The following is a 16395-nucleotide window of genomic DNA, read 5'->3' as shown; positions in this document are numbered from 1 at the left end:
CTGTGAGTTTGCAGTATAGAACTTTACCGTCGGGTATTGCATGAACGCCGCTGACGCACTTTCGCTCCTGCCCACCCAAGCAGCCGAGAACGCTAACGGCGTCCCCAGCGTTTTCGCAAAATACCGTGCTGGCTCGCTGGCTTTGAGGCCTAAGTGAGCTTTGCTATTTGCCAATTTTTGTATGATTTGGGCCAAATCTATCTGCCAATTTTTGTATGATTAGGGCAAATCTATTTGCCAATTTTTGTCATTTGGGGGTTTTAATGCTACGCCGTAAGGTCACTAATAGGCTTTTGAACTGGAAAAATAACTCTCATAAGGCTTTGCTTGTTACCGGTGCGCGTCAGATTGGCAAGAGCTATGCAATTCGCGCGTTTGGTAAAGACAACTACGCGTCGTATTTTGAGGCCAATTTGCTGCTCGATACCGAGGCAAGAGATGTGCTCATTGGCGCTAAGAACGCCGTTGACTTTATCAACCGCGTGGCCCTTCTTGCGGATGCACCGCTTGTTGAGGGAGATACGCTTATCTTTGTCGATGAAATACAGGAGTATCCGCAGATCGTCACGCTCATGAAGGCGCTGGTCGAGGACGGGCGCTTTAGCTATGTCTTCTCGGGGTCTATGCTTGGGACTGAGTTTAAGGGGATCTCTTCTTTCCCGGTGGGGTATGTCGAGCACATTGTTATGCGGCCAATGGATTTTGAAGAGTTTTGTTGGGCAAACAGCATCAGCGAGAATGTGCTTGCAGACATCCGCAGCTGCCTTGTCGAGAGGCGTCCCGTCGAAAACTATATTCATGAGGCGATGCTCAAAAACTTTAGAGCTTATATCGTTTGCGGCGGCATGCCGGAGGTCGTACAGAACTATATCGATTCGGGTTATTCACTCGTGAGGACGCGTGAGCTTCAAATTCAGCTGGTCGATCAGTACAAAAGCGATATCTCTAAATATGCATCGACTCGAGCGTTTAACGTTCGCGCGATTTTCGAACAAATTCCCGTTCAGCTTGAGGCGGAGTCCCATCGCTTTGTTGTTTCATCCCTGGGCGAGGGGGCTCGCCTTCAAAAATACGAGCAGGATTTCCTATGGCTGGTGAACGCGGGCGTCGGTTTGATGGTCGCCCAGGTGACGGAGGCCCGGAGTCCTCTTAAGAGGACAGAGAAGGCGACCGCCTTTAAACTATACGAGTCTGATACAGGCATGCTCGCATCACGGTATCCCGGCAGCACGGCACGCGCTGTCTACCTTGATATGAAAACCCCCAACCTCGGCGGTCTCTATGAGAACGTGGTCGCGCAGGAGCTTGTCGCCCTTGGAACTGATGCATGGTACTACCAGACACGCGAGGTCGGCGAAGTTGACTTTGTGATCGAAGGCACTCGCGGGCACGTTGTCCCAATCGAGGTCAAATCGGGCAAGAAGGTTCGAGCCCATGCGGCCCTCGACCGTCTGATGAGCGTGAGCGAGTACAAAATCCCCGAGGCCGTTGTGCTAAGCCACGAGAACCTCAGCAAAGAGGGCAAGGTTCTGTACGTTCCAATCTATATGACATTCTGCCTCGATGAGTTTATGGAAAAGGACGACCCCAACAACGATTTCTCGTTTGCACCCATATCCCTCTAGGCCATCTGGGTCCGCAACTAGGTCCCCCTCTATGCCCAAAGCAGCGCGTGGTTTCGCGGCAAAGCCGCGAAACAGCGACCGGGACAAGGCACCCCACCAACCACGTCCTTCATCAGCCCACACAATCTGAGGACGTAGTCGTAGCAGGATCTGAGGGCTGACCTTCGCGGACACTCCGCAGGACGAAAGAACCCCCGCCGCACGTAGTGCGCAGCGGGGGTTCTTTCATGTCCGAGGACGTCCGCGAAGGTCAGCCCTCAGATCCTGCGGTGGGAGACTTAAGCCTCGTTGTACACCGTCTTGAGCTTCAGCAGGTGCTGATAGCGGTCCATAGCGGCCTGCTCGTTCTCCTTGAAGAGCTCCTCGGCGCGCTCGGGGAAGGAACGCGTCAGCGAAGCGTAACGGGCCTCGTTCATCAGGAACTCCTGATAACCGCCCGCGGGCTCCTTGGAATCGAGCGAGAACTTCTTGCCGGCAGCAGCCTCGGGGTTGAAGCGGAAGAGGTTCCAGTAACCGCACTCGACAGCCTTCTTCATCTCGGCCTGGCAGTTCTGCATGCCGCCCTTCTTGATGGAGTGCATCTCGCAGGGGCTGTAGCCGATGATGAGGGACGGGCCGTCGTAGGCCTCGGCCTCGTGGATGGCCTTGAGGGTCTGAGCCGGGTTGGCGCCCATGGCGACCTGCGCCACGTAGACGTAGCCGTAGCTCATGGCAATCTCGGCCAGGGACTTCTTCTTGGTCACCTTACCGGCAGCGGCGAACTGAGCAACCTGGCCCAGGTTCGAGGCCTTGGAGGCCTGACCGCCGGTGTTGGAGTAAACCTCGGTGTCGAAGACAAAGACGTTGACATTGTGGCCGGAAGCCAGGACGTGATCCAGGCCACCGAAGCCGATGTCGTAGGCCCAACCGTCGCCGCCGAAGATCCAGAAGGACTTCTTGGTGAGGTAAGCCTTGTCGGCGAGGATTGCCTTGGAAGCCTCGCAGCCGCACTTCTCGAGCTCGGCAACGTAGGCAGCGGCAGCGGTCTTGGAGGCCTCGGCGTCGTTGACAGAGTCAATCCAAGCCTGGCCGGCAGCCTTGAGCTCGTCGGACGGACCATCGGCGGCGATGATGTCCTGGGTAGCGGCAATCAGCTTGTGCTGAACAGCCTCATAGCCCACGGCCATGCCCAGACCGTGCTCGGCATTGTCCTCGAACAGGGAGTTGTTCCACGCCGGGCCGTGACCGTCCTTGTCCTTGCAGTAAGGAGCGGTGGCAGCGGGGTTGCCCCAAATGGAGGAGCAGCCGGTGGCGTTGGAGATGAACATGCGGTCGCCGGCGACCTGGGTCACCAGACGTGCATAGGCGGTCTCGGCGCAGCCGGCGCAGGAGCCAGAGAACTCCAGGTAGGGCTGCTTAAACTGGCTGCCCTTAACGTTGGCCGCGATGAGCTCCTTCTTCTCGGAGACGTTCTCGACCATGTAGTCCCAAACGGGCTGCTGGTCCATCTCCTGCTCGGTGGGAACCATCTCGAGGGCGCCCTTGGGGCAGACCTTGACGCAGTTGGTGCAGCCCATGCAGTCGAGCGGGCTGACGGCCATGGTGAACTTCATGCCCTTGGCCTTGGGGCCCATAGCGTCGAGCGTGCGGGTAGCCTCGGGCGCGGCGGCAGCCTCGTCCTCGGTCATCGCGAACGGACGAATGGTGGCATGCGGGCACACATAGGCGCACTGGTTGCACTGGATGCACTTGGTCTCGTCCCAGTGAGGAACGACCACGGCGACGCCGCGCTTCTCGTATGCGGAGGCGCCCAGCTCAAACTGGCCGTCGGCGCAATCGACAAAGGCGGAAACGGGCAGGCTGTCGCCATCCATGCGATCGATGGGCTCGAGCAGATTCTTGACCTGCTGGGCGATGGCAGACTTGGTCTCCTCGGAGAGCTCGACGGGAGCGGCATCCTCAGCGGTAGCCCAGTCGGCCGGAACCTCGAACTTACGGAAGGCGGTAGCGCCGGCATCGATGGCCTTGTGGTTGGCATCGACGATGGCCTGGCCCTTCTTCATGTAGGACTTGGTAGCCGCGTCCTTCATGTACTGCAGGGCGTCCTCGGCGGGCAGGACCTTGGCCAGCGCGAAGAAGGCGGACTGGAGCACCGTATTGGTGCGCTTGCCCATGCCGACCTTGGCGGCCAGGTCGATAGCGTCGATCAGGTAGACGTTGACGTTGTTGTTCGCGATGTAGCGCTTGGCCACGGCGGGCATGTGCTCGGCGAACTCCTCGTCGCTCCACTGGCAGTTGACCAGGAAGGTGCCGCCCGGCTTGACGTCGCGGACCATCTTGAAGCCCTTGACGATATAGCTGGGGTTGTGGCAAGCGACAAAGTCGGCCTTGGTCACGTAGTACGGCGAACGGATCGGGGAATCACCAAAGCGCAGGTGCGAGACGGTGACGCCGCCGGTCTTCTTGGAGTCGTACTGGAAGTAGGCCTGGACGTACTTGTCGGTGTGGTCGCCGATGATCTTGATCGAGTTCTTGTTGGCGCCGACGGTACCGTCGCCACCCAGACCCCAGAACTTGCACTCGATGGTGCCGGGGGCTGCGGTGTTGGGCGCATCCTCGGCCTCGGGCAGGCTCAGGTTGGTCACGTCATCGACGATGCCGATGGTGAACTCGCGCTTGGGCTCGTCCTTCTTGAGCTCCTCGAAGACAGCGAACGCGGACGCGGGAGGCGTGTCCTTGCTGCCCAGGCCGTAACGGCCGCCGACGACCTTGATACCCGTCTTGCCGGCCTCGTAGAGAGCGGAGACGACGTCCTGGTAGAGCGGCTCGCCGATGGAACCCGGCTCCTTGGTGCGGTCCATGACGGCAATCTTTTTGACGGTCTCGGGGAGAACGTCGACAAAGTGCTTGATGGAGAACGGACGGAACAGGCGAACCTTGACCAGGCCGACCTTCTCGCCGTGAGCGTTGAGGTAGTCGATGACTTCCTCGAGCACGTCGCAGAAGGAGCCCATGCACACGACGACGCGATCGGCATCGGGAGCGCCGTAGTAGTTGAACAGGCCGTAATCGGTGCCGAGCTTCTCGTTGATCTTCTTCATGTAGCCCTCGACGACGGCGGGAAGCTCGTCGTAGACCTTGTTGCAGGCCTCGCGGTTCTGGAAGAAGATGTCGCCGTTCTCGTGGCTGCCGCGGGTATGCGGGTGCTCAGGGTTGAGCGCGTGATCGCGGAAAGCCTGGACGGCGTCCATGTCGCACATCTCGGCAAGATCCTTGTAGTCCCACATGGCGACCTTCTGGATCTCGTGGCTGGTGCGGAAGCCATCGAAGAAGTTAAGGAACGGGGTCTTGCCCTCGATGGCGGCAAGGTGAGCCACCGGCGAGAGGTCCATGACCTCCTGGACGTTGCCCTCGGCGAGCATGGCGAAGCCGGTCTGACGGCAGGCCATGACGTCGGAGTGATCGCCAAAGATGTTCAGGGCGTGCGAAGCGACGCAACGCGCGGAGACGTGGAAAACGCCCGGGAGCTGCTCGCCCGCGATCTTGTACATGTTCGGGATCATCAGGAGCAGACCCTGAGAAGCCGTGTAGGTGGTGGTCAGAGCACCGGCGCCCAGCGAACCGTGAACGGTACCGGCTGCACCTGCCTCGGACTCCATCTCGACGACCTTGACCGGGGTGCCGAAGATGTTCTTGCGACCCTGGGCCGCCCACTGGTCGACATGGTCGGCCATCGGGCTGGACGGCGTAATGGGATAAATTCCCGCTACCTCGGTGTACGCATACGAAACATATGCGGCCGCCTCGTTGCCGTCCATAGACTTAAACTTACGCGCCATATACCCCTCTCCTCTCATATAGGTATACAGGCCCCGGCGATCGCCGGGATGTTGGCGTGATGGGATTTTCGCTGTTGCTTCCAATCATCTGGCAGGCGGACTTGGCAGCAGGTGCATGGCGTGGAGAGAAGGCATGCCAAGGCGAGGGGCGCTTGCGCACCGCAGGCCCAGCTACCTGTCTTGCACATGACCGAGCGCCGCAAAGGCCGCATGCCGGATGCTCCCGGGCACGCCCCGGCGATGGGAGGCGCCCGCAACGGAAATCCGCATGCGGGTTTATTGTACCCCGCCGTCAAGTGTAATTTCGGCAAATATAGGCGGGCGGTAAAGGTTTACCTTGGGTGACCGCCAAGGGCCAAAATGGCCCCTCCATCCCCGGGCGACTGGCTCTGACGCGCCAAGGAGTGTCCCCAAGTGCCGGCAGAAAAGGAGCGTCCCTATCTGCCGGCTAGAGGGCACCAAGGAGGATGGCGTAGGTGGTGGATTCGCCGAGTTTGAGCTCGTCGCCGGGGTTGAGCTGGGCGGAGCGACCGGGCTCTACTTGAATACACACGCTCGTGGCCCCGTTTACCACCACGGTGCCGTTCGTGGATGACAGGTCCTCGACAAACCATGTGCCAGAATCGTCGCACCAGATATGGGCATGGCGGGCCGAGACATCGTCGCCGACATCGGTGATGTCGCCCTCCCCCGTTGCCAGCGCGCCGACCTCGACGCCTTCCTCACTCGGCTGGATCCAGCGCGGGGCGCTCACCACGTAGCCGTTTTGCACGCGCAACAGTCCCAACGGATGCGCCGGCGCGGCCTCGTGCTCGCCCGCGACCGAAGATGTGCTCAGCGAGCGCGGCGTCGACGTGGCGCCGCCACAGGTCGCATGAGCGTAGTCGATGGCATAGGTCACCGACGAGCGGACATCTGCCGAGCAACCCACGGCGACAAACAGCACCAGGATGGCCTCGGCGCGCTCGGCGGGCATGAGCTCAGCCGCCTGCGACAGGCGCTCGAGCGCATTGCGATAGAGATTCGTGTCCTGATGGCATTCCTCGAGTGCCCGCACCATGGGCTCGCCAGCGGGGCCGCACACCATATTGGTCACGGCCGCGGCGTCCATGGGATTGCGCCGCCGCAAGGCCAGCTGCGACATAATGCGCGCGGCCGAGGTGCCGTAATCGGCAAAATAACGTTCCTGCAGCGTGCCGACCGGCGCGCGCACGATAAAGCGCGAAACCCAGGAGCGATCGGCGGCACGGCTCTGCGGACTACGGCCGTCGGCGAGCGGGCGGCTCGAGAGCACCAGGCCGCACAGTTCGATATGGCTCAGGTGCGCTGCGCGCTTAAAGATGTCAAACATTGCCCCGCACGGGGTGAGCTCGGCTTGAGAAGCCATGGCTTAGCCCTCCTTGGTCGCAGAGATAGTGTCGGATACTTCGGCCGGCCCGCCAAAGGCGCGGGCAGCCGCGGCTCCGCCGGCAAGCGGCGTCGCCATGGGAATTTTCACACGTCGCGCTGACACGACGGGAAGCTCAAAGGCAAACCCCATCGCCAGCAAAAACCACGTGAGCGCATAGGTTGCAATTATGGCGGCCACCAGGCCATCCGCCACGGCATGCTGGGAAAACACGGTACATGCGAGTGCAGCCAGAGCCGGGACCTCGCAGGCGGAAAGGGCCAACACGCCCTGCAGGAACCCCGCGCGGCGATTGCGCGCCAAGGCTCCGGCGGCAATGCCCACCATGCCCGGCAGCGCCAACGCCAGCGCGGCGATAATGGCTGGCAGCTTCCCGGACCACATAAGCGGTCCCACGATGAGCGTTACATGAGCGCCCGACGCCAACAGCGCCGCTGATACCACGACCACAGCCCAAAGCACGCCGCATACCGCCGTCGCACCAACCATCGCCGCGCGCCGGGCCGTGTGCCCCGATACCTCCATCGGGCACGGCATGAGCGGCTCGGCGCGAAGCGAGCGGGCGACATTTTGCGCATAGTGGTCACAAAACGCCGAAAGCGCCGCCTCCACCGCAGCCGGCTCGGGACGATCTTCCTGATGGCAGGACAGGCAGGCCATCACCACATCGAACAGCTGAGCATCGACAAACGCCAGCGCATCGCGCAGATCCTCGGAATTTGGATCGAGCCCCAGCTGCTGAGCCTGTTCGGCCGCGGCAAGTGCCACATCGGGCTCGCGTCGCAACAGTTGCGTCAAGTCGCAGCCGGGCGCGTGGGCGCCGACGGGATAATCGGGCAGCGTATCCATCTTGAGGCGATAAGGGCTGGCAATATCGCGCGTCTTTTTGCGCGAGCCCGAAGTACCCGACGCACCCGGCGCTACTTCGTACGGCGCGACACCGGCGATGAGCTCGTAGACCGTACTCGCCGCCGCATAGACATCGATTGCCGGCGACATGCGAAGCATGCGCAGGTCGGGGATATCGTCGGTGAGCATCTCGGGCGGGGCGTAGGCCACCGTCGCGCGGCGCAACGTGGCATAGCACTCGGTAAACGATGCCTTGCCGCCGGTGCCGGCCACCGCAGAGGCGGGCTCGAGCGCCAGCGACGAGCCAAAGTCGATCAAGCACAGGTCGAAAGTGCCTTCGGCAAGCTGTCGGTCGAGCGGCAGGCGCGCCGTGCGCACCATAATATTAGCGGGCGAGATATCGCGATGGACGAACCCCTCGCCTACCAAGCTCATGCGGCAGAGCAGATCGAACAGGTCGCGACCCAGGCGCGCCGCCACGAGCGGCGACAGACGCCCGGCATCGTCCACGGCAAGGCGCGAGCGCAGGCGAGCGAGCGTCTCGCCCTCGACCCACTCCATGACAATCGCGGGCACGCCGTCGACCTCGCCCCACCCGTATAGGCGGGGAAAGCCCTTAAGGCCCGAAAGGGCACGATGGCATTCATATTCCTCGCGAAACGCCGCCTTGAACTTGGTGACCAGCGCCTCGTGGGCGACATCGTCATCAAATTCGTCGCGCGCCGGCAAGATGAGCTGCTTGAGCGCCACGGCCTCGCCCTGCGCGTTGACGGCACGCGTCACGCGGCCGATGCCGCCGCGGCGCATGGTGGCGTCGTCGGCAAACAGCATCGTAAAACGGCGCAGGTAGGCGGGAAGCTCGTCCGTGCCCAGGGCGACGGCCGGCTCAAACCCGTCGACGCGCGCCAGGCGCAGGCCCACCATGGGATCGTGGGCAAGCGATTGGGTTGTGGCGGAAACGAGATTGGTCATCATAGAGCGATCGCCGCCACATTGTTATTGAAGTTGTTGAGCGCGACGTTATCGTCGCCGTGATGTCCGACCCATTGACACAGGTTTGTGTAGCAGCCCCAAAGGTTGGCGAATTGTCGATACCACTTTGACTGGGGAGGAAACGTCTGCCGGCCAAACTCGGCACGGATAACAAACATGTCATTGACCAGGCTGTCGCACGGTCCGGTGTCGCCCGTGGCGTTATAGGTCGACACCACGCTATTGGCGCGGGCGACATAGCCATCGAGCATGTTGTATTTGGTCACGAGCCAACTGTGGATACTCTCCTCCTCGGCAGCTGAGAGGCTACCCGAGCCCGTGTCGCCGCCGGCGCCGCCGTCCATCGAGCCACCACTCGAAGATCCGCCGCCAGAAGCGGAGCCCGAACCGGAACCGCCGTCCGAGCCCGACGAACCGGTGCCAGAACCGGACCCATCCGAGCCGCCGGGTTTACCCGCCTGCTGCGTACCCTGTTCCTTCTGCTGCTCCGCCTTGTTAACGATAGATGCCACGCTGTTGTTGGAAAGCTTCGTAATGACCTTGGTGTTGGTGAGCACGATGGTCTTGCCGTTTGCCAGCGTGATCTCGTTGTCCGATGTTTCGGGACTGTCCGCATCGTCGCCACCGAACACAACGTGCGAGACCACGCTCGCCCACGCATATCCAGTTGTCGTTCCCAAGTCGCTTTTGGCCTTGCGCCCAATATGCAGATCGCGCGCAGCATGCGCCTGCACCATGGACGGCACCGTCATGCCATAAGCCGAAACACTGGCTATGGCCAGCACGAGCGAGCAAGACAGCAGCACACACGCCCGAGGCGCCAGGCCCAGCCGGCGTCGCATGCGCACCGCGGCGCCATGCTTTGTCTGAGTGCCCCCGGGCCGCATGCGTTCTCCTCCAACAAAAACACGCCGCTCAGGAGCGGCGCATTCTTTCATATCCACAGTTGAGTGTATCAGCGAACCCAAAAGGTTGCGCAACGAATGGGCAAATACGAGGTGCGAGCGGACCCATCCACGCGATAAGCGGATGAAAAGCAGGTTTGTTGCACAACAAATAAATGAACGCGCACCCAATTATGAGTGCCCCGTGCGGCAGGCCGACGGGACATGCCGCGAAGCTGACGCCGCTTAGATCGCGCGGCGGGCCTCGATAGCGCGGCCAAGCGTAAGCTCGTCGGCATACTCCAAGTCGCCGCCCACGGGAAGGCCGCTCGCAAGACGCGATACCTCAACGCCCAATGGCTTGATGGTGCGAGCAAGGTAGCTCGCCGTGGTCTCGCCCTCAATGTTGGGATTGGTGGCGATAATGACCTCGTGGATGTCCTCGCGGCCCAGACGCGCCAGCAGCTCGCGGATATGCAGCTGCTCGGGACCGATCTTGTCCATGGGGCTGATCACGCCGCCCAGCACATGGTACAGGCCATGGTAGCTGCCCGTACGCTCAATCGCCTGGACGTCGCGCGGCTCGCCCACCACGCAAATGCGAGTGGTATCGCGCATCGGGTCCTGGCAGATGGAGCACTCGTCGGCCGTGGCGTAGTTAAAGCAACGGCTACAAAAGTGAACCTCCTGCTTGACCTCCAGGATGGCCTCGGCCAGGCGGCGGGCCTCCTCGGCATCGGCCTCGAGCAGGTAATAGGCGATGCGCTGGGCCGACTTGGGACCAATGCCCGGCAGGCGGCCCAGCTCATCGAGGAGTTTTTGCAGACTATGGTTGGCACTCATATATATGCGCGTCTTAGAACGGCATGCCCGGGATGTTGAGGCCGCCGGTGATGGCGCCCATCTGCTTGTTGGCGAGCTCGTTGACGCCGCGAACGGCCTCGTTGACAGCAGCCATAATCATGTCCTGCAGCATATCGACGTCCTCGGGATCGAGCGCATCGGGATCGATGGTGAGGTTGACGAGCTCCATCTCGCCGTTGACGGTCACCTTGACCATGCCACCGCCGGCAGAGGCGTCGACGGTCTGGGACTTGAGGTTCTCCTGCGCGGCGGCAAGCTGCTCCTGCATCTTGCGGGCCTGCTTCATCATCTGCTGCATGTTCATACCGGCCATGATGGCTCCTTTACGTGCGGCCGCACGCCGAGCTGCAAGGGCAGCCGGAGCGCGGCGGGACTTTCAAACTCAAAAATCGTACCACGGCGCGGGGCAGGCGAGCGGGGCGGAAACACTACCTCAGTCGATATACATGTCCTGGAGCGTGACGATTTGCCAATCTTCGCGTCCGGCGAGCTTCTTCTTTGTCGCGGCGCTCACATCATGCTTGCAAAACAACATGAAATGAGAGGCTGCGAACCCTTTTACCAAGCCTCGCTTGCTTTCGAGGTCGTCAATCTCTGCCGACTCGTCAAACGATTCCCTGTATTTGCACTCCCCGATCACCAGACGCTTTGACACCCGATCGGCAGCTAAAACATCGATATCATCCTGAGCCCGTTTGTCGGGATTCGTTCCCCACCACGACGACACTGCCGTTGCCGGAATTGGCAACTTGCCCTGTTTCGCCTGCTCAACCAGCCACTCGGCACACAACGCCTCAAACCGATGACCCAGGTATTCGTTCAGTTGCTCTTCTGGAAGCGCGTTGACAACTGCCTGGCCCAAACCGCCCTCGATATCGGACGAATACGGCATGACGAACCGGAACCAAAATGCATAGCACGGCTCGGAAAGCCGATAGATTCCGCGCTTGCTGGTTTCGACACTCTCGCCAAACGGAACGACCTTTTCGATAATTCCCACCGATTCCAGTGCCTTGAGATAGCGGGGCAACGTTGTCTGGGCAACACCCACGCGATCTGCGATCTGCTTTGCGCGGTTTGCACCGGCAGCCACAGCCCGCAAAATCGAGTTATACATTGCCGGCTCCTGAAACTCCTGACGAATCAGGCCCTCAGGCTCGCCATAGAGAAACCCCATGGGATCGAAGTAAAGCCGGGCCAGATTCTCCTTGAGTCCTATGCTCGAATCCAGCTGCTGCAGATAGTACGGGACACCGCCAAAGCAGCCGTAAAATTTAAAAGCCTCATGAGCGCTCAGACCCGGAAGCATCTTGGCTGCATCCCTAAATCCAAGGTCGCGCACCTTGATTTGAGCCGTGCGCCGGCCAAACAGGGGGCTTTTGCGTCCCAGCACATTGCTTTCCATAAAACCCTGATTGCTGCCGCAAAGAATGAGAAATGCGTTCGTTTCCCTGAAGGCCCGGTCGATGGCGACCTGGAAAATCGAGGGCAGCGCCTCGTTGCGCATCGCCGCATAGGGAAACTCGTCGAAAACAAAGACAAACCGCTCGGTGCGCGCTCGGTCGGCGATGAAGGAAAGCGCGTCAGTCCAGGATGAGAACCCGCCAATCGATGTGGGGAGATTGAAAAAGCTGGCGATAGCGCGATTAAAATCCGCAAGGTTGTCGGCATCGCTTTGCTCGAGAGCGGTAAACGAGAGCGTCCTTTTGCCGCGGCAGAACTCGTTAATCAGCGTCGTCTTTCCCACGCGCCGACGACCGTACACGACGGCCATCTGAAATGAACGCCGCTCATAAAGGGATTCAAGTTTTGCAAGCTCTGCTTCGCGTCCGACAAACATTATGCACTCCCGAATTATGCAATGTTGAATAATTCACACTTGCATAATATCTCAAGCTAAATCTAGTTGAGCAGGAATCAGACAATTTATCCGCACGGCTAAATGCCAAGCCGCTGCTCGAGGCGGTGCGCATGGCGGCGGGGTATAATTTGATTGTCATAGATGACAATTTGGAGGTGCCCTCGTGAATGTCCCAGCCGTACTCCAAAACATCCGCTCAAAACACCCCGTTGCATATTTGGCTCTCTATCTCTTTGCCGGCTGGGTATTACTGGTTATCATCACCCATGCCATAGCCTTTGGAGCAGAACTGCTGGTAGCCGGCTCGGACCAGCCCGTCGTCAAATGGGAGACGACCGATGAGTGCGCCGACGGAACCCGAACCATTTACTACAACAGCCCGTCCCTCTACCAAGAGTTCAAGGTCAAGATAAAGGACTCCAAGATTGTCGATGCCGAACTGGGCGACTATTCGGCAATCGGAGCAAGCGTCAGCTCCGAACAAGTCGAGCACACGGACAGCCATGCGACGTATCGTATCGACCTCAGCATCCTAGGCCGACCGTCACGCGCCTGTCTGCTCGAATGCGATATACGCGGCACCACACTACACATGTCCGAAATACAGATGCGCCCGGGCAAGGGGTTCTCTTCCTGAGCAGTATACCCGCCCGTACAGCTACTCCACCGGTTTGAAGATGGTGGACTGGCCGAAGACGCTACGGATGAGGGCTTTGGCCTCGTCCTCGGTCTGCGGGATGCTTGGGGCTGCGCCTTGATGGCCGAAGGGGCTGCCCGCGCCGGGGTTGGACTCCCAGGGAGCCGCAGGAGCGTCCTCCTCTTTGGGGGCAGCTGCAGCGGGCTTGGGCGCGGACGCCGCACCCGGCACGTCGAACGGGGGCAGATCGTCCCCGCCGGCATCGGCAGCAAAACCGCCGACCATGACATCGTCGTAGGGAACCTGCTCGGATTCCCACGGCGCAGACGGCGCGGCGGGCTGAGCCTTGGGAGCGGACGCGCGCTCGGGCGCTCGGGGTGCGGGCTCGGTCGGGAGCTTGCCCGTGGCAGGAGCGCCGGCGGGGTTGTCGGAGCGCAGCCAGGGGGCCTTAGCCAGGTCGGATGACTTGGGCGCAGGCGCGGCGGCGGGCTTAGGCCCGGGGACCGGGGCAGCCGGTTTGGGCGCAACGGGTTCAGGCGCCGACGGGGTCGGTGCCATCACCGGCGTCGCTTGCTGCTGCGGAGCGCTGGCGCTCGAGGATACAGGGGCCGCCGAGGACACGGGTTGCGGGTCCGCAGATACCGCAGCCCGTGCAGATGGAGAATGCTCCTCATGTTGAGGAGCCGGCGTGCCACCCCCATCCAGGACATAGTCGACGGTACGACGACCGAAGACCGCACTGACTGTCGGCAGGACCACCGACTGCGTGTCGGCGCGTCCGAGCATCTTGATGGCAAAGGTCGAGCCCGCGGGGAACGAGACCGTGAGCTTGGAGCCGTCGTCGGCCGTGGCGCGGGCGTTGAGCAAAAGTCCCGCGTAGGAGGCCTGACGAGCCTTGACGCGCTCGACAACCTCGGCCCATTTGCGCTGGAGCTCGCCGGCATCCTCAACCGCAGGGGTCTCGGCGGCGCCGGCGGCAGCAACCTGAGCGGCAGTGTTGGGCTTGGACACCGGCACGGTCGATGCCGCAGGCGCGGGAGCCGCAACGGGTTGAGGTGCAGGCGTTACAGGTTTGGGCGCCGACGCAGGAGCCGCGGACTTGGGCGCAGACTGAGCCGCCGGAGCGGCAGCACCACGGTCCCAAGGCATACCGCCCTGATGCGCGGACGTAGCAGCGGGGGCGGCAGTCGCCGCGGGAGTAGCGGCTCGGGCACCCGAGATCAGCGTCGGCTGCTGAGCAGCAACGGGTACGGACGCCGCAGGCACGGCGGCCTGAGCAGCAGCCACGCTCGCCGGAACGGCAGCGTTGGCAACCATGGCCTCCAAGCGAGCCACGCGCTCAGCCAAAGCTTCGATCGTTAAATCGGCCTCGGGACGCGTCAGGCGGGTGCAGGCGATCTCGAGCACCAGGCGCACGTCGCTCGCGCCCCTCATCTCCAAGGCGGCATCGTCGAGCACCGTCAGCACGCGGGCCAAACGATCGGCAGGATGCTCGCCAAAGGCAGCGGCCTCGGCAGCAAGCGCCTCGGCCTGCTCGGAGCCGCCCTCAAACAGCTCGGCACGGGCACCGGCAACGCAGGCAACGTACACGTCACGCACATGCGCCACCAGGTCGCGCGTCAGTTCCAGCAGGTCGTTTCCTTCCTCGACCTGCGCACGAATCAGTCCATAGAGCTCGGCAACATCGCGATCGGCAATGGCGCGGGAAAACTCGCCCAGAATCTGGTCCGAAACCTCGCCTAAAAGCGAGCGGGCGTCGTCCGCATGCACAGAACCGTTGCCAAAGACGCTCAGCTGCTCCAGCGTGGACAACGCGTCGCGCATGCCGCCCTTGGCATGACGCGCCACGATAGCCAGCGCCTCGTCGTCGTAATCGAAACCCTCCTGCTCGCACACGTATGCCAGGCGATGCTCAATATCCTCGTTGCCGATGCGATGGAAATCGAAACGCTGGCAGCGCGAGAGGATGGTCTCCAGAATCTTTTGCGGGTCGGTGGTGCACAACACAAAGATCACGTGCGCCGGCGGCTCCTCGAGCGTCTTGAGCAGCGCGTTGAACGCCGCCGTCGTGAGCATGTGGACCTCGTCGATGATATAGATCTTGTACTTGCCACGCACCGGGGCAAAGTTGACGGAGTTGATGATTTCCTCGCGCACATTGTCCACACCCGTGCGGGAGGCGGCATCGAGCTCGTAGACATCGGGGTGGTTACCCTCGGCAATGAGCTCGCACTCCTCGCAAGTACCGTCGGGCATGCAGCCGCTTGCACCCTCGGCGCGCGCCGCCTCGGCATTGCGGCACAGCAGCGCCTTGGCCAGAATGCGCGCCATAGTGGTCTTGCCCGTGCCGCGCGGTCCGCAGAACAGGTAGGCGTGGGACAGGCGCCCCTCGGTGATGGCGTGCTCGAGCGTCGAGACGATATGTTGCTGGCCCACCACGGAGTCGAAGGTGAGCGGGCGATACTTTCGATACAACGATTCCATGGGTGCTCCCCCGGGTATACTGAGTCTTGTTGCCGCGACGGCCATGCGGTCGCACGGCATACTGCATTCATAATAACCCGTACGGCGAGCCCGCCGCGATAGGAGTCCAAAGAGCATGGCAGACGCAGAGAGCAACCTCGTTCCCTCCGAAGCAGCCGACCAGGTCGAGGTCGCGCTTGAGGCGCAGGCAGCAGCCGATGACGGCATCCTGTACCTCAACGAGTATCAGTACGAAAACGACCTGGTCACCGATTTCGCCCGCCTGGTCGCCTCGCCCAGACGCCGCGGCTCCCTGTATGTCGCCGCTGCAATTGCCGCGCTGCTGGGTGTTGGCATGCTGGTGGCCGGCGGCAACTGGATCAAGTTCGGCGTCGTCCTCATCGTGTTCGGTGCTTTTTTGGCCTGGTGGAGCAAAAACCTGCACCACACGCTCGCCCGCGATTTTATCGATGCCGTCGAGGCCGACGAGTCCATGGGTGGCCGCTATCGCCGCGTCGCCGCCAACGAGGACGGCCTGATGGTCTGGGGCAAGAGCGGCAAGTCGCAGTTCTTCCCGTTTGAGAAGCTCGACCACGTACTCGATGGCGAGCGCATCTTTGTGGCCATGTTCGCCGACCAGGGCGTGGCGATCCCTAAGGACACCTTTGTGCGTGGCGATGCCGAGCAGTTTGGCTCCTTCCTTAAGGCGCGCATCAACAAAAAACTCCGCATCGAGACCAAACGCAAGAAGATGAAGGCCGAGAAGGCCGCCGCCGAGGCCAAGCAGGGCGACAAGCCCCAGGAGACCAAAGGCAAGCAGCGCAAGCAGAAGAAGAACAAGAAGAAGCGCTAAGACCAAACCAGACAGACAGCCTCGCATCCCGCCATCCTCCCCATGCACCCGAGCGTGCTACACTAGCAGCATCTATGCCACCGCGAATGGCTCGGCCCCACGCCCGCCGCTCGCAAACGAACTTTAAACGCACGAGGGTT

At 61.5% G+C, this 16395-nt stretch carries 11 protein-coding genes; 3 read left to right on the top strand and 8 right to left on the bottom strand.

Annotated elements, in window-relative coordinates; genetic code table 11:
• Positions 1 to 263 precede the first annotated feature (263 nt).
• On the top strand, positions 264 to 1625 hold the full coding sequence (locus DW003_RS02720) for an ATP-binding protein (protein WP_158573171.1): 1362 nt from the start codon (positions 264 to 266) through the stop codon (positions 1623 to 1625).
• A 278-nt stretch (positions 1626 to 1903) separates the two neighbouring features.
• Here DW003_RS02720 and nifJ read toward each other — a convergent pair whose 3' ends face one another.
• The 7 genes from nifJ to DW003_RS02685 all read right to left on the bottom strand — a co-directional run bounded on the left by nifJ (position 1904) and on the right by DW003_RS02685 (position 12281).
• Positions 1904 to 5443, bottom strand: a complete 3540-nt coding sequence (gene nifJ / locus DW003_RS02715; RefSeq protein WP_118387405.1) for a pyruvate:ferredoxin (flavodoxin) oxidoreductase — start codon at positions 5441 to 5443, stop codon at positions 1904 to 1906.
• 448 nt (positions 5444 to 5891) lie between these two features.
• A complete protein-coding gene (locus DW003_RS09985) occupies positions 5892 to 6830 on the bottom strand; it encodes an FHA domain-containing protein (protein ID WP_199665658.1) in 939 nt (312 codons plus the stop codon).
• A 3-nt stretch (positions 6831 to 6833) separates the two neighbouring features.
• The gene (locus DW003_RS02705; RefSeq protein ID WP_118387403.1) at positions 6834 to 8675 is read right to left on the bottom strand and encodes a hypothetical protein; all 1842 of its coding nucleotides are present in this window, start codon (positions 8673 to 8675) and stop codon (positions 6834 to 6836) included.
• Positions 8672 to 9580: a hypothetical protein gene (locus DW003_RS02700; protein ID WP_118387401.1), complete on the bottom strand. Its 909-nt coding sequence runs from the start codon at positions 9578 to 9580 to the stop codon at positions 8672 to 8674. The genes DW003_RS02705 and DW003_RS02700 overlap by 4 nt, the downstream gene beginning before the upstream one ends.
• Before the next feature lie 243 nt (positions 9581 to 9823).
• Positions 9824 to 10420, bottom strand: a complete 597-nt coding sequence (recR, locus tag DW003_RS02695) for a recombination mediator RecR (RefSeq protein WP_118335648.1) — start codon at positions 10418 to 10420, stop codon at positions 9824 to 9826.
• Between the two features lie 13 nt (positions 10421 to 10433).
• Complete coding sequence (locus DW003_RS02690) at positions 10434 to 10754, bottom strand: YbaB/EbfC family nucleoid-associated protein (protein WP_006235174.1); 321 nt, start codon at positions 10752 to 10754, stop codon at positions 10434 to 10436.
• 120 nt (positions 10755 to 10874) lie between these two features.
• Positions 10875 to 12281, bottom strand: a complete 1407-nt coding sequence (locus DW003_RS02685; protein WP_118387399.1) for an ATP-binding protein — start codon at positions 12279 to 12281, stop codon at positions 10875 to 10877.
• Between the two features lie 184 nt (positions 12282 to 12465).
• Between DW003_RS02685 and DW003_RS02680 the strand changes: the two genes are divergently transcribed.
• Complete coding sequence (locus tag DW003_RS02680) at positions 12466 to 12939, top strand: hypothetical protein (RefSeq protein WP_118387397.1); 474 nt, start codon at positions 12466 to 12468, stop codon at positions 12937 to 12939.
• A gap of 21 nt (positions 12940 to 12960) precedes the next feature.
• On the opposite strand, the gene dnaX is transcribed toward DW003_RS02680, so the two are convergent.
• Complete coding sequence (dnaX, locus tag DW003_RS02675) at positions 12961 to 15423, bottom strand: DNA polymerase III subunit gamma/tau (protein WP_158573170.1); 2463 nt, start codon at positions 15421 to 15423, stop codon at positions 12961 to 12963.
• A gap of 115 nt (positions 15424 to 15538) precedes the next feature.
• On the opposite strand from dnaX, the gene DW003_RS02670 reads away from it, so the two are divergent.
• The gene (locus DW003_RS02670; protein WP_147352174.1) at positions 15539 to 16255 is read left to right on the top strand and encodes a hypothetical protein; all 717 of its coding nucleotides are present in this window, start codon (positions 15539 to 15541) and stop codon (positions 16253 to 16255) included.
• The last annotated feature ends 140 nt before the right edge of the window (positions 16256 to 16395 follow it).

This window comes from Collinsella sp. AF36-3AT (genome assembly GCF_003475205.1).
In the GTDB taxonomy this organism is placed as follows: Bacteria; Actinomycetota; Coriobacteriia; order Coriobacteriales; family Coriobacteriaceae; genus Collinsella; species Collinsella aerofaciens_AF.
Note: the sequence above shows the minus strand (reverse complement) of the source record. Positions and strands in the feature narration are given on the sequence as shown.